Origin of the sequence: Nakamurella sp. (assembly GCF_048594475.1) — a bacterium.
Classification (GTDB): Bacteria; Actinomycetota; Actinomycetes; order Mycobacteriales; family Nakamurellaceae; genus Nakamurella.
The window spans coordinates 1-22,322 of record NZ_JBMDXT010000387.1 but is presented as its reverse complement, the minus strand read 5'-3'; the positions used below and the strand labels follow the sequence as shown (position 1 = coordinate 22,322).

At 72.8% G+C, this 22,322-nt stretch carries 20 protein-coding genes and 1 tRNA gene; 14 read left to right on the top strand and 7 right to left on the bottom strand.

Annotated elements, in window-relative coordinates:
- Nucleotides 1-88: 88 nt before the first annotated feature.
- Nucleotides 89-2,080, top strand: a complete 1,992-nt coding sequence (locus ACOJUF_RS17535; RefSeq protein ID WP_420123107.1) for a SpoIIE family protein phosphatase — start codon at nucleotides 89-91, stop codon at nucleotides 2,078-2,080.
- A gap of 42 nt (nucleotides 2,081-2,122) precedes the next feature.
- Here ACOJUF_RS17535 and ACOJUF_RS17530 read toward each other — a convergent pair whose 3' ends face one another.
- The 3 genes from ACOJUF_RS17530 to ACOJUF_RS17520 form a co-directional block, all read right to left on the bottom strand.
- On the bottom strand, nucleotides 2,123-3,127 hold the full coding sequence (locus tag ACOJUF_RS17530) for an ANTAR domain-containing protein (protein ID WP_420123106.1): 1,005 nt from the start codon (nucleotides 3,125-3,127) through the stop codon (nucleotides 2,123-2,125).
- A gap of 328 nt (nucleotides 3,128-3,455) precedes the next feature.
- Complete coding sequence (locus ACOJUF_RS17525) at nucleotides 3,456-4,025, bottom strand: hypothetical protein (protein ID WP_420123105.1); 570 nt, start codon at nucleotides 4,023-4,025, stop codon at nucleotides 3,456-3,458.
- Nucleotides 4,026-4,142: 117 nt separating this feature from the next.
- Entirely contained in the window at nucleotides 4,143-4,631 is a 489-nt protein-coding gene (locus ACOJUF_RS17520; protein WP_420123115.1) for a phospholipase A2, read from the bottom strand.
- Between the two features lie 263 nt (nucleotides 4,632-4,894).
- Here ACOJUF_RS17520 and ACOJUF_RS17515 point away from each other — a divergent pair, with 263 nt between their 5' ends.
- The 3 genes from ACOJUF_RS17515 to ACOJUF_RS17505 are packed head-to-tail and all read left to right on the top strand — an operon-like array spanning nucleotide 4,895 to nucleotide 7,763.
- Nucleotides 4,895-5,959, top strand: coding sequence for a sensor histidine kinase (locus tag ACOJUF_RS17515; protein ID WP_420123104.1), 1,065 nt, complete (start codon nucleotides 4,895-4,897; stop codon nucleotides 5,957-5,959).
- A complete protein-coding gene (locus ACOJUF_RS17510; protein WP_420123103.1) occupies nucleotides 5,956-7,071 on the top strand; it encodes a hypothetical protein in 1,116 nt (371 codons plus the stop codon). The genes ACOJUF_RS17515 and ACOJUF_RS17510 overlap by 4 nt, the downstream gene beginning before the upstream one ends.
- Nucleotides 7,056-7,763 carry a DNA-binding response regulator gene (locus ACOJUF_RS17505; RefSeq protein WP_420123102.1) on the top strand — a complete coding sequence of 236 codons (708 nt, stop codon included), beginning with the start codon at nucleotides 7,056-7,058 and terminating at the stop codon, nucleotides 7,761-7,763. The genes ACOJUF_RS17510 and ACOJUF_RS17505 overlap by 16 nt, the downstream gene beginning before the upstream one ends.
- 59 nt (nucleotides 7,764-7,822) lie before the next feature.
- Here ACOJUF_RS17505 and ACOJUF_RS17500 read toward each other — a convergent pair.
- Nucleotides 7,823-7,897 (bottom strand) — tRNA-Arg (locus ACOJUF_RS17500).
- A 120-nt stretch (nucleotides 7,898-8,017) separates the two neighbouring features.
- Here ACOJUF_RS17500 and ACOJUF_RS17495 point away from each other — a divergent pair.
- Nucleotides 8,018-8,836 carry an MBL fold metallo-hydrolase gene (locus ACOJUF_RS17495; protein ID WP_420123101.1) on the top strand — a complete coding sequence of 273 codons (819 nt, stop codon included), beginning with the start codon at nucleotides 8,018-8,020 and terminating at the stop codon, nucleotides 8,834-8,836.
- 243 nt (nucleotides 8,837-9,079) lie between these two features.
- Here ACOJUF_RS17495 and ACOJUF_RS17490 read toward each other — a convergent pair whose 3' ends face one another.
- The 3 genes from ACOJUF_RS17490 to ACOJUF_RS17480 all read right to left on the bottom strand — a co-directional run bounded on the left by ACOJUF_RS17490 (nucleotide 9,080) and on the right by ACOJUF_RS17480 (nucleotide 12,045).
- Nucleotides 9,080-10,156 (bottom strand): DUF3592 domain-containing protein, encoded by a 1,077-nt coding sequence (locus ACOJUF_RS17490; protein ID WP_420123100.1) that lies wholly within the window; start codon nucleotides 10,154-10,156, stop codon nucleotides 9,080-9,082.
- Nucleotides 10,157-10,270: 114 nt separating this feature from the next.
- Entirely contained in the window at nucleotides 10,271-11,104 is an 834-nt protein-coding gene (locus tag ACOJUF_RS17485) for a DUF305 domain-containing protein (RefSeq protein ID WP_420123099.1), read from the bottom strand.
- Between the two features lie 53 nt (nucleotides 11,105-11,157).
- Complete coding sequence (locus tag ACOJUF_RS17480; protein ID WP_420123098.1) at nucleotides 11,158-12,045, bottom strand: DUF3105 domain-containing protein; 888 nt, start codon at nucleotides 12,043-12,045, stop codon at nucleotides 11,158-11,160.
- A 219-nt stretch (nucleotides 12,046-12,264) separates the two neighbouring features.
- Here ACOJUF_RS17480 and argS point away from each other — a divergent pair, with 219 nt between their 5' ends.
- The 9 genes from argS (at nucleotide 12,265) to rpmE (ending at nucleotide 22,138) form a co-directional block, all read left to right on the top strand.
- A complete protein-coding gene (gene argS / locus ACOJUF_RS17475) occupies nucleotides 12,265-13,917 on the top strand; it encodes an arginine--tRNA ligase (protein ID WP_420123097.1) in 1,653 nt (550 codons plus the stop codon).
- The gene (lysA, locus tag ACOJUF_RS17470; RefSeq protein ID WP_420123096.1) at nucleotides 13,914-15,362 is read left to right on the top strand and encodes a diaminopimelate decarboxylase; all 1,449 of its coding nucleotides are present in this window, start codon (nucleotides 13,914-13,916) and stop codon (nucleotides 15,360-15,362) included. The genes argS and lysA overlap by 4 nt, the downstream gene beginning before the upstream one ends.
- Nucleotides 15,359-15,595 carry a hypothetical protein gene (locus tag ACOJUF_RS17465; protein WP_420123095.1) on the top strand — a complete coding sequence of 79 codons (237 nt, stop codon included), beginning with the start codon at nucleotides 15,359-15,361 and terminating at the stop codon, nucleotides 15,593-15,595. Before lysA ends, ACOJUF_RS17465 begins: the two co-directional genes overlap by 4 nt.
- Nucleotides 15,596-15,612: 17 nt before the next feature.
- The gene (locus ACOJUF_RS17460) at nucleotides 15,613-16,926 is read left to right on the top strand and encodes a homoserine dehydrogenase (RefSeq protein WP_420123094.1); all 1,314 of its coding nucleotides are present in this window, start codon (nucleotides 15,613-15,615) and stop codon (nucleotides 16,924-16,926) included.
- Nucleotides 16,923-18,017, top strand: coding sequence for a threonine synthase (gene thrC, locus ACOJUF_RS17455; protein ID WP_420123093.1), 1,095 nt, complete (start codon nucleotides 16,923-16,925; stop codon nucleotides 18,015-18,017). The genes ACOJUF_RS17460 and thrC overlap by 4 nt, the downstream gene beginning before the upstream one ends.
- On the top strand, nucleotides 18,014-18,949 hold the full coding sequence (gene thrB / locus ACOJUF_RS17450) for a homoserine kinase (RefSeq protein ID WP_420123092.1): 936 nt from the start codon (nucleotides 18,014-18,016) through the stop codon (nucleotides 18,947-18,949). The genes thrC and thrB overlap by 4 nt, the downstream gene beginning before the upstream one ends.
- A 313-nt stretch (nucleotides 18,950-19,262) precedes the next feature.
- A complete protein-coding gene (rho, locus tag ACOJUF_RS17445; RefSeq protein ID WP_420123091.1) occupies nucleotides 19,263-21,317 on the top strand; it encodes a transcription termination factor Rho in 2,055 nt (684 codons plus the stop codon).
- A complete protein-coding gene (locus ACOJUF_RS17440; RefSeq protein ID WP_420123090.1) occupies nucleotides 21,314-21,781 on the top strand; it encodes a PPOX class F420-dependent oxidoreductase in 468 nt (155 codons plus the stop codon). Before rho ends, ACOJUF_RS17440 begins: the two co-directional genes overlap by 4 nt.
- Nucleotides 21,782-21,925: 144 nt before the next feature.
- Nucleotides 21,926-22,138, top strand: coding sequence for a 50S ribosomal protein L31 (gene rpmE, locus ACOJUF_RS17435; protein ID WP_420123089.1), 213 nt, complete (start codon nucleotides 21,926-21,928; stop codon nucleotides 22,136-22,138).
- Nucleotides 22,139-22,322: the final 184 nt, after the last annotated feature.

The following is a 22,322-nucleotide window of genomic DNA, read 5'->3' as shown; positions in this document are numbered from 1 at the left end:
AGTGCGTGCGCCGAGCACCGTGCTGCCCGGTCGGTTCAGCAGCGAGCCGGCCGGGCCGCGCACTCCTGTCGGATGCGAAGCTGGAGCGGTGAGCGAGGGGCAGCCGGCACCCGGTACCGAGATCGTCCGTCCGGACGCGGGGTCACCGGCGCGCGTGCCCGGCGACGTGGGCACCGTGATCGACGCGTTCGACGAGTCGCCGGCCATCCACGTGGCCATGGAAGGCCCCGAGCACGTCATCGTCGCGATGAACGCGGTGTCCCGCCGGTTGCTGGGGGATCGCCCCGCACTCGGACGGCCGTGCCGCGAGGCGATCCCCGAACTGGCCGGCCAGCAGCTGCTGGAACAGATGGACGAGGTCTACCGGTCGGGCCTGCCGGTGACGGCCCGCGACTGGCGGCTGGTGCTGGACGCGGACCAGGGCGGGGCGCCGGATCTGGAATGGTTCGTCACGTTCGTCCTGTCGCCGTGGCGCCGCCCGGACGGGTCGATCCGCGGCGTCATCGCGCAGGCCATGGACACCACCGAGGACAAGCAGGAGCGCCGGCAGGCCACGCAGCGGGGGAGCGAGTTCCGGCGGCGCTACCGGGCGGCGTTGGACGTCATCGACGAGCTGCAACGCGCGCTTCTGCCGTCCAGCCTGCCCATCCTGCCCCAGTTGGAGTTGGCCGCCCGGTACCTGCTGGCCGACGTGGAGCACGCCGCGGGCGGCGACTGGTTCGACGGCTTCATGCTTGCCGACCACCGCCTCGCGGTGATCGTCGGCGACGTCGTCGGCCACGGCGTGGCGGCGGCCGGGGTGATGAGCCAGCTGCGGTCGGTGCTGGCCTACCTGCTCGACGCCGAGGTCGAGCTGGCCCACGCGGTCGCCCAGCTCGACCGGTACGCGTCCCGGACCCCGGGCGGGTTCGCCGCGACCGTCTGCGTCATGCTCATCGACCCCGAGGCCGGTGAGCTGACCTACGTGACCTGCGGGCACCCGGCGCCGTTGATCGTCGACCCGTCCGGGACCACCCGCTTCCTCCCGCTGACCGGGCACCGCCCGCTCGGCGCCGGGGCGTCCGCCACGCCGCTGACCACGAGCTTGGGGATCGGCGAGGTGCTGGTGCTCTACAGCGACGGCCTGGTCGAACGGCCGGGGCGCACCTGGGAGTCCGGGCTGGCCATGCTGGCCACGGTCGTGGGCGACGCGGTGCTCGGCCGGGGCCTGCCGCTGGACCGGCCCGACTCGGTGCCCGAACGGGTCTGCGCGCACGCGGTCGATCTGATGACGCGCCCCGGTCACCTGGACGACGTCACCATGCTCGCGGTGCAGCGGCGCGCCCGGCCGATCGCGCCCTGGTACGCGCAGTACCCGGCCCGGGCCGACCAGCTCGAGGCCATCCGGTCGGACCTGCGGGCCTGGCTGCGGGCCCTGCTGGTGACCGACGAGGACGAGACCGCCCTGACCCTGGCGGTCAGCGAGGCCGCGGCCAACAGCATCGAGCACGGGTTCCGGTCGACCGCGACGGGCACCGTGCGGGTGCAGGTCAACCTGACGACCCAGGGGGACGCGCTGATCGTCGTCGCCGACGACGGCGGCTGGCGGACCCCGGTGACCAAGGCCGGCACGCGGGGCCGCGGCCTGGCCATGGTGGCCGAGGCGGTCGACGACTTCGGCATCGAGGCCGAGGCCGAGGGCACGGTGGTCCGGATGCGCCGACGCCTGCACCGGCCGATCGGCCTGTTGGCCGGCACCGGCCGGGCCCAGGTCGCGTCCGCCCAGTTCGCGGCGGAGCCGTCGGGACCGATCGGGGCCCGCCTGATCACCGTGTCCGGTCCGGTCGACCTGGCGTCGGCCCCGTTGCTGCGGCAGGAAGTGCTGCGGGCCGGTCGCGGCGGCGAGCTGCCGGTGACCATCGACCTGACCGAGGTGACCCACCTGAGCAGCGCCGGTGTGCAGATGCTGCACACCCTCTCGGCCACCGGCCAGCCCGGGACCCTGCGCACCCCACCGGTGCTGGTCACCGCGCCCGGATCGCCGGCGGCGTTCGTCCTGGACATGGCCGGGCTGCCGCACATCGACGCCGACAGCGCCTGAACCGATCCCGAGCCGCGACCGGGCCGGGGGCGGTCGACGCGCTCAGGCCAGTGCGTCGGCGATCGTCCGGAAGCCGGACAGACCCGCGGACCGCACGGAGGGGAGCGTGCTGAGTTCGCCGAAGACGACCCGCAGCGGCGTGCCGCGGCCGGCGCAGCGGCGGCTGAACTGGGTCAGCACGGCCAGCCCCACGGAGCCGAGATGGGTCAGGTCGGACAGGTCGATCACGACCGGTGTCGGCCGTTCGGCCTGGCCGACCGCGGTCGCCAGCACCGCGGTGAACTGCGGGCCGGTCGACAGATCGACGTTGCCGGTGATGTGCAGGATCTGCATGCCCTGCTCGACGGTGACGGTGGTGGTCAGATCGCCGCTGACCGCGGACCCGTCGGTCTCCGGATGCCCGCCCGCGAGGCCGAAGAAGACCTCGTCCAGCCGGCGCCGGGTGTCCCCGCTCATCGGCACACCCGCGGAGGTGGCGGTCACCAGGGTCTCGGCCAGGTCCCGGAGCTTGACGTTCGAGCGCTGGGAGTACCAGCGCAGCAGGTTGAAGGCGGCGTCCTCGTCCATCCCGTAGACGAGCATCAGCGCGCCCTTGGCCTGGTCGATCACCGCCCGTGAGGCACCGGCGGCCTCGACCGCGGCGTGGGTGGACGCGGCCAGGTCCCGCCGGAAGCTTCCGGTGACGTCGATGACGAAGCCGCTGACCCGGTGGATCTGGCCGGCGCCGTCGAGCTCGGCCTGCCCGACGGTGATGACCTTGCGCTCCACCTGGCGGCTGTCCACGACGCGGTGCCGGGAGGCGAACGGCCGGCCGCTGCGCAGGGTTTCGAACACGTCGTCCACACCCGCCGCCCGATCGTCCGGGTGCTGATGGGCCACCAGCAGGGCGGTGGTGGGCACGACCTCGCGGGGCCGGAAACCGTGGATCAGGTAGAGCTCGTCGGACCAGGTCCAGGTGTCGGTGGGAGCGTCGTAGCTGAAGTGGCCGATCTGTTCCACCGTGGAACTGGAGATCGCGGCCACCGCCTCCGCAAGGAGGTCCGTCACCATCCGTCACCGCGTCCTATCGTCCGGCCTGCCAACCTCACCGTTCATCCGGCCCGCCCGGCACCGGGGGCCGCATTCCATCATAGGAACGTGATCGCCGTGTTCACCCGACCAGCAGGGTACGAATGGCGCACGGATGGGGTACAAGCAGTATCAGGTGTGGTCACTGACCCGGGACAGCGGACCACGCCAGGCCTGGCCGGTCAAACAGTCGGCCGGTCCAGGCCGCTTCATCCGGTGCGCGCCCGCGCGGATCGGAGGACGCGAAGGGCTGCGCCCCGGCCGGACGGCCGGGGCGCAGCCCGTCGAGGGGTCAGCGTTTGCGTCCCTACCAACGCCCACCGGTGAATCGCGGAGGCCACCAGTACACGGCGGCCCAGAGTCCGTGGCTGTTGCCGGCGCCCCATCCCGCTGCTGCGGCGGTGAGCCAGTTGCCGGCGGCCGAGCACAGCGCTCGGGGGATTCGGGTGGCGCACGCGGCGACCGCAGCCGGTACCGACCCCCGGGCGATGTCCGCGTAGGAGGCCGTGATCCAGAAGTGATCCGCGGTGAAGCCCGTGGCCAGGACCTGCTGCACCCGCACGCCCGAGGCCGTCGACCCGGATACCGGCGCGGTGTCACCGCTGCTCACCGTGGCGACGCCGGCGAACGCCTGGTTCAGCTGCTCGACGATCTCGGCTCGCTGCCGAGGGGTGGCGGTGGCCTGCCGCCACTGGATCAACTCGGACGGACTGAGCTGGATGACCGAGTCGGTGACCTCGGGCGTCACCGGCGTCGCTCGACCGGGGATCGTCGTCGAAGCCGTGCCGGACAGCGTCAGGGCGATGACGGACAGCAGCGCCGCCGTCAGCACCACCGCCCAGCGAATGGCCTGGCGCCACGAATGGACAGCAGTCATGCGTACCTCCTGGTCGGGCCGACCTGTGGGTCGGCGAACAGACCCCCACGGGATGGGGGACAACTGTGATGCGGATGAGGGGGCCGCCCGCCGGTTCTGCACCGGTGGCGGTGGCAATCAGTTGTTCTCCGGGCCCAGGTAACCGGTGCCGAAGATCCGCACGGCGCGGTAGTAGACCGTGGCCCAGGTCGAACACTGCCGCCCGGCCCAGGAGGACAGGTCACCGCCGTGCTGCCAACGGCAACTGGCCTGCAGATCACCCAGGAACCAGGTGTCGCACTGGGCGCGGCTCACCCAGTAGGTCGGCCGGCCGTCCCGGGGGAAACCGATGTAGCACCCGTCGTGGTGAATGCAGGCGTGCGTGAAGTCGAAGATCCCCGGCACCGTGCTGACCTTCGCTCCCGGAGTCGAGCATCCGTCGCTCGGCCAAGGGTGGGGTCCGTTGTTGCCCGGGGTGGCGTTTCCCTGGCCGGTGTGGGCGGCGGCCGGAATCGCGGGGAGGACCAGCACCAGCAGGCCGGTCGCCAGGGCCGTTGCGATGCCCCGGCGCCCGGCGCCGCCGACGGAACGATGGTGGCGGGGCGGGCGTCGCCGTCGAAACCACATTCCCATCGATTCCCCCCGGTCGTTGCTCCACCACTTCTTCCCGGCCCGGTCAGTCTCGCGCCTTCGCGCGGCTGACGGCGTCGGGTGTTCGACCCTCATGACCGGATGTCGTGGGTGGCGGTCACTGGGCCGAAAGGCAAGCGGGCTCCGGGCACTATTCTTTCATCGTGGGGTTGAGTGGGTGGAGATCGCGCCCGTCCTCGGCGACGAATAAGGAGCCGGTGCCGGGGGTGGGCCGCCGCTACGCGGCGACAACCCGTGTCGTGACGTTGGTTCCGACCGTCACGGTCGCGATCGCGGCCGCCGACCCCGGAGCGATGCGGCTGGTCGTGTCCGGATTGATGGTGATATTCACTCTGTGGAGTGCCGTGTATGTGCGGAGGATCAGACGGCCGATCGGCGAATGGCTGACCTGGATCGATATTTCCTTTCTTGCCTTACTCTCGGTCTGTGTGAAATGGACGGTGCCCGCCCCGTGGATGGCGGCCGGACAATCGTGGCTGGTGCCTTTCGTTTCCTTCGCGGCCGTGAGCTATCAGTTCTATGCGTCGCGGCGGACAGGTGCAGCGGCAGCTGTCATCCTTTCGGCAGCGATGGTCGCGGGCCTGGCCTTGGCGCTGCCGACGGGCACGTGGTCCGACAGCCTGGTCACCGCGGCCTGGTCCCTGGTGCTCTGCCTGCTCGGCCGCATGCTGCGGGGACTGGTCGAGCAGGGCGGGCGGGCGGCGAGACGTTCCGCGGCCGCTCTCGAAGCCCTGCGGCGTGAGCAGCAGGTGGCCGAGGCGGTCCGGTCGGACGAACGCCGGATGCTCGATGCACTGCACGACACCGCGGCCAGCACACTCCTGATGGTCGGTGTCGGCGCTGTCGGTCAGGACGGCGGACGCACGCTCGTCGATCGGGCGGCCCGCGATCTGGTGGTGCTGGAGTCGATCCCGCAGCCGCAGGCGGCCTGCTCGGACCTGACTGACTCGATCCGGTCCGCGTGCACCGGGCACGGCATCGACGTCGTGTTCGAGGGACCCGCTGACCGTTCGTTCGACGGCGAGGTCGTCCGGGCCATTGCCGGGGCCGCCGGAGAGGCCGTGCGCAACGCCGCCCGGCATGCCGGCACGCCGTCGGTGGACGTCCGGGTGATCGCTGCCGGCGATGTGGTGGCCGTCCACGTGACGGATCGCGGGCGGGGGTTCGACCCGGCGCGAGTCGCGATCGGCCGGCGCGGCATGCGGGAGTCGATGGTGCGCCGGATGGCTGACGTGGGCGGTGCCGTGGAGGTCGAGTCCACCCCGGACGCCGGCACGGTCGTGCGGCTGCGCTGGCCGGCATGATTCCCACACCGGCACCGACGGAGTTGCCGCCCGGTCCGGCCGACCGGTATCTGTCCGGCCTGCGTGTCGGGGTGACCGCCGTCGCGGGGACGTTGCTGCTGACCATGAGCATGCTCCGCAACGTCCGGTCCTACCACCCGGTGTGGTTCCAGGCGGTGGCGTGGGCAACCTTCGCGGTGATCGTGCTGATCGGGGTCGTCCGGGTCGCCCGACACCGGCCCTGGGGGGCGACCTGGCCCCTGGCCGTCGCGGCCGTCCTCGCTGCCTCCGTCCTGTCGATGGCCGGCCTGCCGGCCGGATCCGCCACCACGGCTGCCGACTGGTCGACCGGCGTGGTCGGATGGGTCGGCCTCGTCGTGCTGTTCGATCGACCACTGGTCGTCTTCGTCGCCTTCCTGATCGTCCACGAGGCGATGGTGGTGAGCGATGTGTTGATCACCCGACCCGGGGACGCGGACGCACTGCTCAACGCGCTCAGCGGTGCGATCGGCACGCTGGGCTACCCACTGGCCGCCGCGATCGCCGCCACCGCGCTGGCCGGGGCCGCCCGTACGGTCGAGCGATCGTGGCGGGAGAGCGAGCTGCTGCGGACGCGGGAGGCGATCGCCTCCGGGTTGCACAGTGGCCGTCGGCGCCGTTTCGCGGCACTGGACCAGGGGGTCCTACCGCAGCTGCGCGCCCTGCGGGACGGGAGCGCCGACCCGACGGATCCTCGGGTCCGGCGCGCCTGTTCGATCGAGGCCGCCCGGTTGCGGCGGCTGTTCGCCGAGTCCGAGGACGCGCCCGATCCGTTGCTGCACGTCGTCCGGCACTGCGTCGATGTGGCCGAACGGCGCAACGTCGTGGTGGAGCTTCAGGTCAGCGGCACGTGGCCGGACCCGCCGGAGGAGATTCGCCGCGCCCTGACCGACGGCCTGCTGCTCGTGGTGTCAACCGCCGCGAGCCGGGTGCGGGTCACTCTCGTCGGCACCGACGGTTGCGTGACGCTCGGCGCGGTCGGCGACGACGTGGAGCTTCCGGCCGACGGCTGGACGCCGACCGAGGACGTGGCGATGGACACGATCAGGGAGGGGAACGTGACATGGATTCAGGCGCGGTGGAGCATGTCCTGACTGCAGGAGCGGAGGACGGCGGCGCGGCCGCCGGCGACGCGACCGCAGTGACGGCGGTGCTGATCGACGATCATGAGGTGGTGACCGAGGGCGTCCGTGCATGGTGCGCGGCTGCGGATCCGCCCATTCTCCTGATCGAGTCGGGTGACCGGGTCGCGACGGCCTGGACCGGCCCTGGAGCCGGCGCCGACGTCGTCATCATGGATCTGCACCTGACCTCCGGTGCCCAGGAGTTCGGCGAGCTGCGCAGTCTCGCCAAGGTCGGCCGCCGGATCGTGGTGTACACCGGCGACAGCAGCCGGGCGACGGCGGTCAAATGCATCGGCCTCGGGGCGTTGGCGTTCGTGGCGAAGTCCGAGGGGCGGGCGCACCTCGTGGCGGCGATCCATGCGGCGGCTGCCGGCCGGCCGTACACCCCGCCGTCGCTCTCGGGCGCGATCGCGGCCGACGACGCTGCGGATCGACCCCGGTTGGCACCCATGGAGCTGGAGGCGTTGCGGGCCTGGTTTGCGTCCTCGTCCAAGGGGATGGCGGCGGCCATGCTGGGCATCAGCCCCCGCACCGTCGACACCTACATCGAGCGGGTCCGCATCAAGTACGCCGCGGTGGGCCGGGACGCACCCACCAAAAGCGCGCTCGTCGCGCGGGCTCTGGAGGACGGGCTGGTCACGTTGGAGGAGCTGGGCCGGTGAACGAGCTTGCACCGGAACGACAAACGGCCGACCCGTCATCGACGGATCGGCCGCGCGCCTGGTGCCCCCGGCAGGATTCGAACCTGCGCACCCGCCTCCGGAGGGCGGTGCTCTATCCCCTGAGCTACGGGGGCGCGGCACGCAACATTACCCCATCCCGCGGGCCCGTTTGACCACCTGGGCCGCGGACGAGTCGGCGCCCCCCTCCGGCGGTCCACGAGGCCTCGGGGTGCCGGCCCGCTATGGTCGGCCGGATGGACCAGACCCACCCGATGTGCCTGACCTGCGGGGTGCAGTACGAGGCCGGTCCGGCGCCGGCCCGCTGCCCGATCTGCTCGGACGACCGGCAGTACGTCCCGCCGGCCGGCCAGCAGTGGACCTCGATCGGCGAGCTCGTCACGCAGGGCCACACCAACCACGTCGCGGCCGAGGAGTTCGGGCTGACGGGCATCGGCACGACGCCGCGCTTCGCCATCGGGCAGCGCGCCCTGCTGGTGCCCGGTGACGGCGGGAACCTGTTGTGGGACTGCATCTCGCTGCTCGACGCGCCGACCGTGGCGGCCGTGCAGGAGCTCGGCGGCGTCGCCGCGATCGCCATCTCGCACCCGCACTACTACGCCTCCATGATCAGCTGGAGCGAGGCCTTCGGCGGCGTTCCGGTCTACATCCACGAGCGGGACCGGCAGTGGGTGCAGCGATCGGGGAACGTGCGGTTCTGGTCCGGGGACCGCGTCGAGGTGTTGCCCGGCCGCACGCTGTACCGGGCCGGCATCCACTTCGCCGGCGGCACGATCCTGCACTGGCCGGCCGGCGCCGACGGGCGGGGTGCGCTGCTCACCGGAGACATCTTCCAGGTGGTCGAGGACCGTCGATGGCTCTCGTTCATGTACAGCTACCCCAACTACATTCCCGAGCATCCGGACACGATCCGCCGCGCGGTCCAGCTGGTCGATCCGCTGGCGTTCGCGGTGATCTACGGCGCATGGTGGGGCAAGGTGCTCACCGAGGACGCCAAGGGGGCGGTCGTCCGCTCGGCGCGGCGGTACTTCGAGCACATCGGCCTGGAGTTCTAAGGGTGCTCCGGTGCTCGATGGCGGTCTCGCACGCTCGGCCACGAGAGGCCCGGTGCCGGCCCACGGTCGGGGGCGCAGCGTGCCATCGCGCCGGGTCGGTGACGGTCGCGCCGGTTCCACCACGGTCGCGCCGGTTCGGAGACGGTCGCGCCGGGTCGAGGTGGTGCGACGGTCGCCGGGGTGGCGCGATCCGGCCGAGGGCGGCGCAGTCCGGCCGAGGGTGGCGCAGTCCCGGCCGGCCGGTCAGAGCACCAGCACGGCGATCCCCGCGGCCACCGCACCGACCGCGGCGACGGCGGCGACCCAGATGCCGATCCTGGACTGCACGTCCAGGGCGGTGGACCAGCCGGCCCGCTCCAGGGTGGCCCGGACCAGCCCGTGCAGCTCGCCCGAGTCCAGCCGGTAGTCGACCACGGTGCTCACCCCGTCGGGCCCGAGGGCCCAGGCCTTCTCCGCGCCGACGGCCCAGACCCGGCCGCCCACCGCCGCCGCGTGCCCGGTCAGCCGCGGGACCAGCCGCCCGTCGGGTCCGGCCGCCCACTCGACCTCGGCGAGCAGGTCGGACCGAGCGACCCTGCCCGCACCGGCCGGCGTCAGCGTGGTGGCGTACGTCTTGGTCAGCCCCTGGCGCTGGAGCAGGGCCCACCAGCGGGCATCGGCCAGGTCGACCCGCACGGTGACGGCGTCCCCGGCGCGCAGCACGGTGTACGGGGTGCCGGCCGTCCGGCGGGCCAGATCGGCCACCACCTCGTCGAACGTCCAGCGGCGCCCGATCGCGTCGGCCGGACCGGGATCGGCCGGGACGGGACCGGCGGGCCGGACGGCGCCGGCACCGCCGAGGACGGCCGCGGGCCGGCGGCGCAACCCCAGCCCGAGGACGAGGGCGCCGAGCCCGCCGAAGAGCAGCCCGGCACCGACGCCGACGATCAGCAGGACCCGGGCCCCGCCGTCGACCGTGGCGGCCGACACCGCGGACTGCGGGTCCGCGGGCGGGAAGGCGACCGCCACCACGTCGCCGGCCGCCAGGTCGCCGCCGGTCCGGACGCCGTCGATGTGGTCGATCCGGTACGTCCGGCCGTCCGCGGTGAACTGAACGTCGTACTCGCGGCTGGTCCGGGTGGTCCCGTTGCTCCGGGTGGTGTGCACGTCGACGTCGACGACGGTGGCGCTCGCCCGGGCGGTGTAGGCCGAGTAGTCCTTCGTGCCGATCAGGGCGAAGACGGTGCCCAGGATCAGCCCGACGGCCAGGAAGATCGCGCCCACGACGATCATCAGGCGATTGCGGCGGGGCGGTGCGGGGGCGTCCGCGAGGGTGCTCATCGATCCGTGTCCTTCGGGGCCGGCGGGTCCGGGGGGCGGCGGTGCCCCGCCGCCCGGGTCAGGACCACCGCGCCGCCCGGGAAATACATTTGCGCCGGGGCCCGGGACCGGGGCTCAGCCCGCCGGCAGCGGTTCCGCGCCGCGTTCGGCCAGCATCTGTGTCATCACGGCGATCTCCGCGGACTGCGTCTGGACCATCTTGTCCGCGAAGTTGCGCACGACCGGATTGGTGGCGTGCTCGGCCGCGTACTCCATCATCGGCTGGCCGCCCTGGTGGTGACGGATCATCAGCTGCAGGAAGTAGATGTCCGACTCGGTGCCGCGCAATCCCTGCAGCCGGGCGATCTCGCTGTTCGTCGCCATGCCCGGCATGAGCGCGGTCTCGCCGCCGGCCGCCGTGCTCCCGGTGGCGCCGGCCGCCCCGGAGCCCCCCGCGAGGCTCGAACCGGCCGTGGTGCCCGCCGTCATGGCCCCCATGTCGTGCCCGTCGTGGGCGTCGCCACCCATCCAGCTCATCCGGGCCGCGTCGGTGGTCTCGGGCAGGTCCCACAGGGACAGCCAGCCCTGCATCTGGCCGATCTGATCGGTCTGGGTGTAGCCGATGTCGTAGGCCATCACCCCGATCTCGGGGTCCTGCGTGTTCTGCTCGGCGTAATGCGCCATCAGCACGCCCTGATCGTGGTGCACGATCATGTCCCGCGCGAAACCCGCGTCCGCGGAGGCGGTGTCGGGGTTCGCCGGTTCCGACCGGAACGTCCCGGACAGGGCCAACCCGAGGGTCGCGCCGACCAGCAGCAGCACGACCGCGGCGGCGACGAGCAGCAGCGTCGTCAGGCCCCGGGACCGGCCGGCCGGGGCGGTCCCGGTCGGCGCGGCGCCGGCCGGATCCGTCCCGGCGGGCCCGGTCCCGGTCGATGCGCTCGCCGGCTCGGGCGCGGGAGCGGGCACGGAATCGGGCACAGGCTCGGAGGCGGACGGCACCGGTCGATCGGTCACGGCCGTCAGCCCGTGCTCGCCGGCGCCTGCTCGGCGGTCGAGACCGGCGCGGTCGCGGTCGCGTCGACCGACTGGTCGCTGGTGGCCACGGACATCTCGGTGGAGTTCACCACGCCACCGGTACCGGACATCGGGATCGCGTCGGCGCCGGGCGGCGTCGCGTCGAAGGGCGGCGGGTTCTGGGTGTCGAACGAGGGCTGCTGGCAGGTCGCGCCGGTCTCCGGGTACACCCACCGGTTGAGCCGCAGCGCGGTGATGAACTGCTTGACCCGCTCGTCGGAGGCGGAGTCGAGCTTGAGCTGGTGGGCCCAGGACTGCAGCGAGATGGGCTTGTCCAGGCCGGGGTACGGCGAGAGGGTGGTGAAGGGCTGACCGTCGACCAGGGACTTGAGGATGTCCAGGTCGCCGGGCGCGATGGTGTCCGGGTTGTAGGTGATCCAGACGGCGCCGTGCTCCAGCGTGTGCACCATGTTCTCGTTGCGCACCGCGGTGGTGTAGACGATGCCGTTGCAGTTGGCCCAGGTCCCGTCGTGCGGCCCGCCGACCGGCGGGAACCGGTTGTAGGAGACGCGCTGGTCGGCGTTGATGTGGATGGCCGCCTTGTAGTCGACGTAGGTGGCCGGGCCGTCGGCGGTCGCCGGGGTGTTGGCGCCGACGTAGATGCCCGGGATCTTGACCGACGGGTCCTGGTTGGATTCGGAGGGCGTCCATGGGGCCAGCGCGTCGGCCGCGGCACTCTTCTCCTGGTTCTTGGTGAAGACCACGATGAAGATGCCGGCGGCGAGCGCGACGACGGCGACGACGGCGGCGATGGTCAGCCAGGGCAGCCCCTGACGGCGGGACACCACCGGCGCGGCGGGTCGGCTCTTCTTCGTGCTCTTGCCACTGGCCATGATGCGGGCGGTGTCCTTGCTGTCCTGGGGCTGTTCTGGGGCTGGTCCGGGGCCGTTCTCGACTGGTCCGGCCGGCTCGCGGGCGGCACGGCCGGTGGCCGCGACCGGTGGAGCGGCCGGTGCGAGTTTACGGACCCGACCCGTGGCGTCGGCGTGAACGAGGCCCGCGCCGCCGCCCGGTGTGCACTCGGCATCCCGATCCCTTCCTAGAATGGCCCGGTGGATCCTGTGCAGTTGGCCGACGCCGTTCGCCGTGCCCTGGCGGCCGCCGTCGACGCCGGCGACCTTTCCGTCGAGGTGCCGGCCGACGTCCCCCTCGACCGTCCCAAGTCCCGCGAGCACGGCGACTACGCCACGCCGGTGGCGATGAAGCTGGCCAAGGCGGCCCGCCGGCCCCCCCGCGAGATCGCCGGGGTGATCGCCACCCACCTGCGGGCGGAGAGCGGGATCGCCGCCGTGGAGATCGCCGGGCCGGGCTTTCTCAACATCTCGGTCGAAGCGGCGGCGGCGGCGTCGCTGGTTGGCCGGATCGTCGCCGACGGGGCCGCCTACGGCGCCGGGGACGCGCTGGCCGGCCGCCAGGTCAACCTCGAGTTCGTCTCGGCCAACCCGACCGGTCCGATCCACATCGGCGGGGCCCGCTGGGCCGCGGTCGGCGATGCGCTGGGCCGGATCCTGGGCACCCAGGGCGCCACCGTGGTGCGCGAGTACTACTTCAACGACGCGGGCGCGCAGATCGACCGGTTCGCCCGGTCGCTGCTGGCCGCGGCCCGGCATCAGCCGGCCCCCGAGGACGGGTACGGCGGCGATTACATCGGCGAGATCGCCGGCCGGGTCACCGCCGCGCACCCGCAGGCACCGCAGCTGCCGGACGAGCAGGCGACCGAGCTGTACCGGCACGAGGGCGTCGAGCTGATGTTCGACGAGATCAAGGCCACCCTGCACACGTTCCGCACCGACTTCGACGTGTACTTCCACGAGAACTCGCTGCACGCGAGCGGGGCGGTGGACGCCGCGGTCCAGCGGCTCAAGGACTCCGGGCACCTGACGTTCGCCGACGGCGCCTGGTGGCTGAACTCCAAGGCCTACGGCGACGACAAGGACCGGGTGGTCATCAAGTCCGACGGGCAACCCGCCTACATCGCCGGTGACCTGGCGTACTTCCTGGACAAGCGGTCCCGCGGGTTCGACCTGTGCATCTACATGCTCGGCGCCGACCACCACGGCTACATCGCCCGGCTCAAGGCCGCCGCCGCGGCGTTCGGGGACGATCCGGACGTGGTCGAGGTGCTGATCGGCCAGATGGTGAACCTGGTCCGGGACGGCCAGCCGCTGCGGATGAGCAAGCGCGCGGGCACCGTGATCACCCTGGACGACCTGATCGACGCGCTGGGCGTGGACGCCGCCCGGTACGCGCTGATCCGCTACTCGGTGGACACCACGCTGGACCTGGACCTGGATCTGTGGACCCGGCAGACCAGCGACAACCCGGTGTTCTACGTCCAGTACGCGCACGCCCGGTTGGCCTCGTTGGCCCGCAACGCGGCCGACCTGGGCATCGAGCTCGGGGACGGCTACGACCCCGCCCTGCTCGACACCACGCGTGAATCCGAGCTGATCGCCCTGCTGGCGGCCTACCCCGGGGTGTTGGCGACCGCGGCCGAGCTGCGCGAACCGCACCGGGTGGCCCGGTACCTGGAGGACCTCGCGTCCGGGTACCACAAGTTCTACGACTCGGTCCGGGTGCTGCCGATGGGCGACGAGCCCCCGACGGACGCGACCACCGCCCGGTTGTGGCTGTGCGCGGCCACCCGTCAGGTGCTGGCCAACGGCCTGGCCGTGCTCGGCGTCGACGCGCCGGAGCGGATGTGAGGACCCATCCCGCCGGGCCCCGTTCGGGCGAACTGCACCCGGACCGGCCCGGACACGGCGCGCCCACCGACCTGAACCGCCTCGACCCGATGGTGTGGCCGCGCGGCGCCGCCCGCAACGACGCCGGCGCGCTGAGCCTGGCCGGGGCCGACGCCCGCGACCTGGCCCGCACCCACGGCACGCCGCTGATGGTCGTCGACGAGGCCGATTTCCGCAGCCGGTGCCAGGACTTCGCGCACGCCTTCGGCGGCGCCGGCAGCGTGCACTACGCCGGGAAGGCGTTCCTGTGCAGCGAGATCGTGCGCTGGCTGGCCGACGAGGGTCTGGCCCTGGACGTCTGCACCTCCGGCGAGCTGCGGCTGGCCCTGCGGGCCGGGTTCCCGCCCGAGCGGATCGCGCTGCACGGCTCCAACAAGTCGGACGCCGAACTGGCGATGGCCGTGGAGAACCGGATCGGAGCCATCGTCGTCGACTCCTTCCACGAGATCGCGCGGCTGGCCGGCCTGGTCGAGGACCGGGCGGACGATCCGGTGCCGGTGATGATCCGGGTCACCGTCGGCGTCGAGGCGCACACCCACGAATTCATCGCCACCGCGCACGAGGACCAGAAGTTCGGCTTCTCGCTGACCGGCGGGGCCGCCGCGGAGGCGGTGCGCCGGGTGGTCGCGCTGCGCGGGTTGCGGCTGATCGGCCTGCACTCGCACATCGGCTCGCAGATCTTCGACCCGTCCGGCTTCGAGGTCGCCGCCCACCGGGTGGTCGGCCTGCTCCGGACGGTCGTCGAGGAGTTCCCGCAGCTCGCGCAGACGCTGACCACGCTGGACCTGGGCGGCGGCCTGGGCATCGCCTACACCTCCGACGACGACCCGCCCGCGCCCGACGTCATGGCCAAGTCCCTGCTGGACATCGTCGGCCGCGAATCCCAGCTGGCCGGGCTGGCCGTGCCGGCCGTCATGGTCGAACCGGGCCGGGCCATCGCCGGGCCCGGCACGGGGACGTTGTACGAGGTGGGCCCCATCAAGGACGTGCAGCTCGACGGCGGGCTCACCCGCCGCTACGTGTCAGTCGACGGCGGGATGAGCGACAACATTCGCACCGCGCTGTACGACGCCGAGTACACGGTCACGCTGGCGTCCCGCTCGTCGGACGCCGGGCCGGTACTGTCCCGGGTGGTCGGCAAGCACTGCGAGAGCGGCGACATCGTCGTCCGGGACTGCTACCTGCCGGCCGACCTGGCCGTCGGCGACCTGCTCGCGGTGGCCGCCACCGGCGCGTACTGCTACGCCATGGCCAGCAACTACAACCGGGTGCCCCGCCCGGCGGTGGTGGCGGTGGCGCAGGGCGGATCCTCCGGGGCCGACGGCGCCACCGCCGGCGGCGCGGTGGCCCGAGTGATCCTGCGCCGCGAGACCGACGACGACCTGATGCTCCTGGAGACCCGGTGACGATCCCTGACGACGACCCCGACCAGAAGCCGGCCAAGCCGGCGTCGCTGGTCCCCGGGGTCGTCCTGCTCATCCTGGCCGGGGTGCTGATCGTCATCACCCTGGTCAAGCCGGACCTGCCGCAGTGGCTCACGGTCACCATCGCGGTCGCCGCGATCCTCGTGGTCATCCTGCTGTTGATCTACGCGTTCCGGGTGTTCCGGGACGTCACCCGGCCGGGCGGGTCGCGATGAACGCGCCGTCGGGAAGCATGCCCGCGGCGGCCGCCCCCGTGGTCCGGGTGGGCGTCCTGGGGGCCGGCGTCGTCGGCTCCCAGGTGGTCCGGCTGCTCGTCGAGCAGGCCGCCGAGCTGACCGCCCGGGTGGGCGCCACGCTGGAACTGGCCGCGGTCGCCGTCCGCCGGCCCGAGCGGCACGCCGACATCCCGGCCGGCCTGCTCACCACCGACGCCGCCGGGGTGGTCGCCGACCCGGCGATCGACGTGGTCGTCGAGGTGATCGGCGGCATCGACCCGACCAAGGATCTGCTGCTGACCGCCCTGGGCCGCGGTGCCGGGGTGGTGACCGCGAACAAGGCCCTGCTCGCCGAGCACGGGCCGCAGCTGTACCGGGCCGCCGACGCGGCCGGCGCCGACCTGTACTTCGAGGCGGCCGTGGCCGGCGCGATCCCGCTCATCCGGCCGCTGCGCGAGTCGCTGGCCGGCGACCGGATCCTGCGCATCATGGGCATCGTCAACGGCACCACCAACTTCATCCTGTCGAACATGGTCGACACCGGGATGGGCTACCAGGAGGCGCTGGCCGAGGCGACCCGGCTCGGCTACGCCGAGGCCGACCCGACCGCCGACGTCGACGGCTTCGACGCCGCCGCCAAGGCCGCGATCATGGCCTCGATCGGCTTCCACACCCGGGTCGGGGCCTCCGACGTCTACCGGGAGGGCATTGCCGACGTCTCCGCCGCGGACATCGCCGCGGCCCGCGAGATCGGCTGCACGGTCAAGCTGCTGGCCATCTGCGAGCGGGTGCCCGAGAACGGGAGCCGTCCCAGTGCGGTTTCTGCCCGGGTGCACCCGGTGATGCTGCCCACCACGCACCCGTTGGCCAGCGTCGACGGCGCGTACAACGCGGTCTACGTGGAGGCCGAGGCGGCCGGCCGGCTGATGTTCTACGGGCCCGGCGCCGGCGGCGCCCCGACCGCCTCCGCCGTGCTGGGCGACCTGGTCGCGGTGGCCCGCAACAAGGTGGCCGGCGGCCGCGGACCGCGCGAATCGGCCTACGCGGCGCTGCCGATCCTGCCGATGGGCGACGTGCTGGCGAAGTACCACATCAGCCTCGAGGTGGACGACAAGGCCGGCGTGCTGGCCGCGGTGGCCTCGGCCTTCGCCGACGCCGAGGTGTCGATCTCGACCGTCCGGCAGGAGGGTCGCGGGGACGACGCCCGGCTCGTGGTCGTCACGCACAGTGCGCCGGACGCCGCGCTGTCGGCCACCGTCCGGCGGCTGGCCGATCTGGACGCGGTGCGGGCGGTCACGTCCGTGATGCGGGTGACGGGGGACATGCGATGAACGGGATTGCCGCCGCGCCCGGCCGGACCGGTCTGGGCTGGCCCGGGCTGATCGCCGCCTACGCCGACCGGGTGGCCGTGCCGCCCGGGGCCCGGGTGGTCACCCTGCTCGAGGGCGGGACCCCGCTGGTGCCCGCGCTGACCCTGTCCGACCGGCTCGGCGTGCAGGCGTACCTGAAGGTCGAGGGGGCCAACCCGACCGGCTCGTTCAAGGACCGCGGGATGACCGTCGCGGTCACCCACGCGCTGGCCCGCGGCGCCCGGGCGGTGATCTGCGCCTCCACCGGCAACACCTCGGCGTCCGCCGCGGCCTACGCGGCCCGGGCCGGGCTGACCAGCGCCGTGCTGATCCCGCAGGGCAAGATCGCCGCCGGCAAGCTGGCCCAGGCCGTGGCCTATGGCGCGCGGATCCTGCAGATCGAGGGCAACTTCGACGACTGCCTGGAGCTGGCCCGCAAGACCGCGGCCACCACCGACGAGATCGAGCTGGTCAACTCGGTCAACCCGGTCCGGATCGAGGGCCAGAAGACGGCCGCGTTCGAGATCTGCGACGTGCTCGGCCGGGCGCCCGACGTGCACTGCCTGCCGGTCGGCAACGCCGGCAACATCACCGCGTACTGGAAGGGGTACCGCGAGTACCACGCGGACGGGGTCATCGACGCGCTGCCGCGGATGGTCGGGTTCCAGGCGGCGGGCGCGGCGCCGCTGGTGCTGGGCCATCCCGTGCGCAACCCGGACACCATCGCGACCGCCATCCGGATCGGCGCGCCCGCGTCCTGGAACGGCGCGGTCACCGCCCGTGACGAATCTCACGGCCTGATCGACATGGTGACGGACGAGCAGATCCTGGACGCCTACCGGTTGCTGGCCTCGACCGAGGGCGTGTTCGTCGAGCCGGCGTCGGCGGCGTCGGTGGCCGGGCTGATCGCCACGGTGGCGGACGGGCGGGTGCCGGCGGGATCGCTGGTCGTGTGCACGGTGACCGACAACGGGCTCAAGGACCCGGACACCGCGATGGGCTTCATGACCGATCCGGTGGTGCTCCCGGTGGCCGCCGAGGCGGTCACGGACGCGCTCGGCCTGACCGGATGAGCGCGATGCCCGCGGAAAGGCTGCCGGTGGTGGCGGGGGAGGGCCCGACGATCACCGTCCGCGTGCCCGCGACGTCGGCCAACCTCGGTCCCGGCTTCGACAGCTTCGGCCTTGCTCTGGCCCGGTACGACGAGGTGTCGGTGTGCCGCACCGACGGCCCGCTGGAGGTCGTCGTGTCCGGCTTCGGGGCCGACGACGTGCCGCTGGACGACCGGCACCTGATCATCCGGGCGATCGGCACCGCGCTGACTGCGGCCGGGGCGCCGGCCGATCCGACCGGACTGCGCCTGACCTGCGTGAACCGCATCCCGCACGGCGGCGGGCTGGGTTCGTCGGCGGCGGCGATCGTGGCCGGCCTGCTGCTCGGCCGGGAGCTGGCGGCCGAGAACGGCCGGCGGCTGTCCGACGACGAACTGCTGGCCCTGGCCACCGCGATGGAGGGTCACCCCGACAACGTTGCCCCCGCGCTGGTCGGCGGGTTCACCCTGGCCTTCACGGGTGAGGACGGGGTGCCGGTCGCCATCCGGCGCGACGTGCATCCGGACGTCCGGATCGTGGTGTTCGCCGCTCAGGAGTCCAGTTCGACCCACCACACCCGGGGCCTGCTGCCGGCCACCGTTCCGCACGCCGACGCCGCCGCCAACGCCGCGGACGCCGCGCTGCTGGTGCACGCGCTCACCGTCGACCCCGCCTACCTGCTGCCGGCGACCCGCGATCGGTTGCACCAGCCGTACCGGGCGGCCTCGATGCCGGCCTCGGCGGCGCTGATGACGCACCTGCGGGCAGCCGGCGTGCCCGCCGTGATCTCCGGCGCGGGACCGTCGGTGATCGCCCTCGTCGCCGGTGATTTCGACGTAAATGCGTGGCGGCGGCCGGGTTTCGACGTCGACTTCGTGCCGGTCTGCCCGGCCGGCGCCCGGCTGGTCGATTGATCGTTCGAATCGGCCCACGCGACACGCTCACCCACAGTTGCTGATGCGCGGGACATGCGGTTACTGTTGACAGCGATCACCGGCTGTACCGCCGCGGCGTTGGAGACGAGATTCCCGCCGCTCCCATCCTGACGACGCTGCCGACCGCATCCGCTGACGGCGGCGAACCCGGCAGGTCCGGTATCGGTCCGAGGCGTCAATGGCGGTGATCGGTGTATCTGGCCGTGCCCTCGCAGGGCACGCCATGGCAGCCGCCCGCTGGGCGGCGCTCCAATCCCGGTCGAACTGAATCGGCCGGACAGGAAGGATCTTCGTGACGGAAACCACGGAGTCGCTCGAAGCCCCCACCCTCGAGGCCGGCGCCGATGCGCCGCGGTCCGGGCGCGGTCGCGCCCGTAAGGGTGAAGGACTGTCGGGCATGGTGCTGACCGACCTCAAGGCCATGGCCTCCCAGCTGGGCATTCGCGGCACGTCGGGCATGCGCAAGGGCGACCTGGTCGCCGCCATCACCGCCAAGCAGGGCGAGGGGTCCTCGGCCAAGGCCGCGGCGCCGGCCGACGCGCCGGCCACCAACGGCCGCCACCGTGAGCCCGAACTGCCGCTCGATCGGCTGGACACCGCGCCCGCCGACGCCCCGGCCGAGCACCGATCGGCCCCGGCCGACACCGCACCCGGCGGCGAGGGCTCCGCCGGCAGTGCTCCGGACGCGTCCGGCCGGCCCGATCACCCGGCCGACCAGGGTGCCGATCACCCGGCCGACCAGGGAGCCGACCACGATGCCGGCGCGGGCGGCGGCGAGGACGGCTCGCGCAACCGCCGCAACCGGCGGGGCCGGCGCGACGGCCGGGACCGCGGCGACGGCCGTGACCGGGTCGAATCCGCCGACGCCGCGGTGAACGGCACCGCCAACGGTGCGGCCAACGGAGCCGCCACCGGCGATCGCCCGCAGCAGGGTCGCGATCAGGGCGGAGCCCGGGACGTCCAGGGCGGTCGGGACCAGAATCGCGACCAGAACCGCGCCGGCGGCCCGTCGACCCGGACCGACAACCGCAACGACGGCCGGTCCGACAACCGGCGGGACGATCGCGGCCCCGACAACCGCCGCGACGACGACGACGAGGGTGACGGCCGCGGCCGGCGCGGTCGCCGTTACCGCGACCGCAACCGGCGCGGCTCCCGCGGCGACCGTTTCGCCGACGGCCCCAGCGAGCCGGAGATCCGCGAGGACGACGTGCTCGTGCCGGTCGCCGGCATTCTGGACGTCCTGGACTCCTACGCGTTCATCCGCACGTCGGGCTACCTGACCGGCCCGAACGACGTCTACGTGTCGCTGTCCCAGGTGCGCAAGAACGGCCTGCGCCGCGGTGACGCGGTCACCGGCGCCGTGCGGGCGCAGCGCGAGGGGGAGCAGCAGCGGCAGAAGTTCAACGCGCTGGTGCGCCTGGATTCGGTCAACGGCCTGGACCCCGAGCAGGCCCGCAACCGGCCCGAGTTCACCAAGCTGACCCCGCTGTACCCCAACGAGCGACTGCGCCTGGAGACCGAGGCCCACCTGCTCACCACCCGCGTCATCGACCTGGTGATGCCGGTCGGCAAGGGGCAGCGGGCGCTGATCGTCTCGCCGCCCAAGGCCGGCAAGACCATGGTGATGCAGGCCATCGCCAACGCCATCACGACCAACAACCCGGAATGCCACCTGATGGTGGTGCTCGTCGACGAGCGGCCGGAAGAGGTCACCGACATGCAGCGGTCGGTCAAGGGCGAGGTCATCGCCTCGACCTTCGACCGCCCGCCGGCGGACCACACCATGGTGGCCGAGCTGTCCATCGAGCGGGCCAAGCGCCTGGTCGAGATGGGCCGCGACGTCGTCGTGCTGCTCGACTCGATCACCCGGCTGGGTCGGGCCTACAACCTGGCCGCCCCGGCGTCGGGCCGGATCCTGTCCGGTGGTGTCGACTCGACCGCGCTGTTCCCGCCGAAGCGGTTCCTCGGCGCCGCCCGGAACATCGAGAACGGCGGCTCCCTGACCATTTTCGCCTCGGCCCTGGTCGAGACCGGCTCCGCCGGCGACACGGTCATCTTCGAGGAGTTCAAGGGCACCGGCAACGCCGAGCTCAAGCTGGACCGGCGGCTGGCCGACAAGCGGATCTTCCCGGCGATCGACGTCGACCAGTCGTCGACCCGCAAGGAGGACCTGCTCATGTCGCCCGACGAGCTGGCCGTGGTGGTCAAGCTGCGCCGGGTGCTGGCCGCGCTGGACACCCAGCAGGCCATCGAGCTGGTGCTGGACCGGCTGCGCAAGACCCGCAGCAACGTCGAGTTCCTCATGCAGGTCGCCAAGACCACGCCCGGCGGGAACAACGATTGACCGGACCGGGGCGCCCCGACCCGGCCGACGTGCTCGGCCGGGCGGAGTACATGCTGCTGACCACCTTTCGTCGGGACGGCACGCCCGTCCCGACGCCGGTGTGGGTGATGCCCGCGGACCCGGACTGGCCCGGGACCGCGGGCGACCAGCTGTGGGTGTGGACCAACCCCACGTCGGGGAAGGTCAAGCGGCTGCGCCGGGACGGCGCCTGCGAGGTCGTGCCCTGCACGACGCGCGGGTATCCGCGCGGGCGGTCCGTGCCGGCGATCGGCCGGGTGCTGCCCGAATCCAGCGTGCCCCGCGTGCTGGACGCGCTGGTGCGCAAGTACGGGATCCGTGGCCGGCTGTCCACGCTGGGACCGCGCTGGGGGCTCTCCTCGGTCGGCGTGCTGGGGATCCGCCTCGTCCCGGCCGCCCCGGTCGCCGCTGTCGGTCCGGCGCGGGCCCCGCAACACCCGGAATAGACCCCGGCCGCGTCGCGTTTGGCATACCGACCGGCTGATCTGGAATACTGGTCGGTCGAGCCCGGCTCCGGTTCACGTCCACGCGCATCCGCGGGGGCGACCCGGCGGCCCGTCCGCAAGGCTCTCCCGGAAAGAGGAACACGCATGAAGACCGGCATTCACCCCACGTACATCACCACCGAGGTGCAGTGCGGCTGTGGCAACAGCTTCACCACCCGCAGCACCGAGTCCAGTGGTTCGATCCACGTCGAGGTCTGCTCCAACTGCCACCCGTTCTACACCGGCAAGCAGAAGATCCTCGACACCGGCGGGCGCGTGGCGCGCTTCGAGGCGCGCGACGGCACGCGCAGCCGGTAGCTGGTCCGCGGCGCCCGCTGGGCTCCTCACACGGGAGCCGGCGGGCGCCGTTTCGCGTTCCGGGCCGGCCCGCTGGGACGCTCGGCCCGCCCGCCCGGCGCGCGGGTTCGCTGATAAAACCCCCGCCACATGGGGCCAATAGGGCCAGGGGGGGCGGGATTGTTAAGGGAAGCCGGGCGGCCCC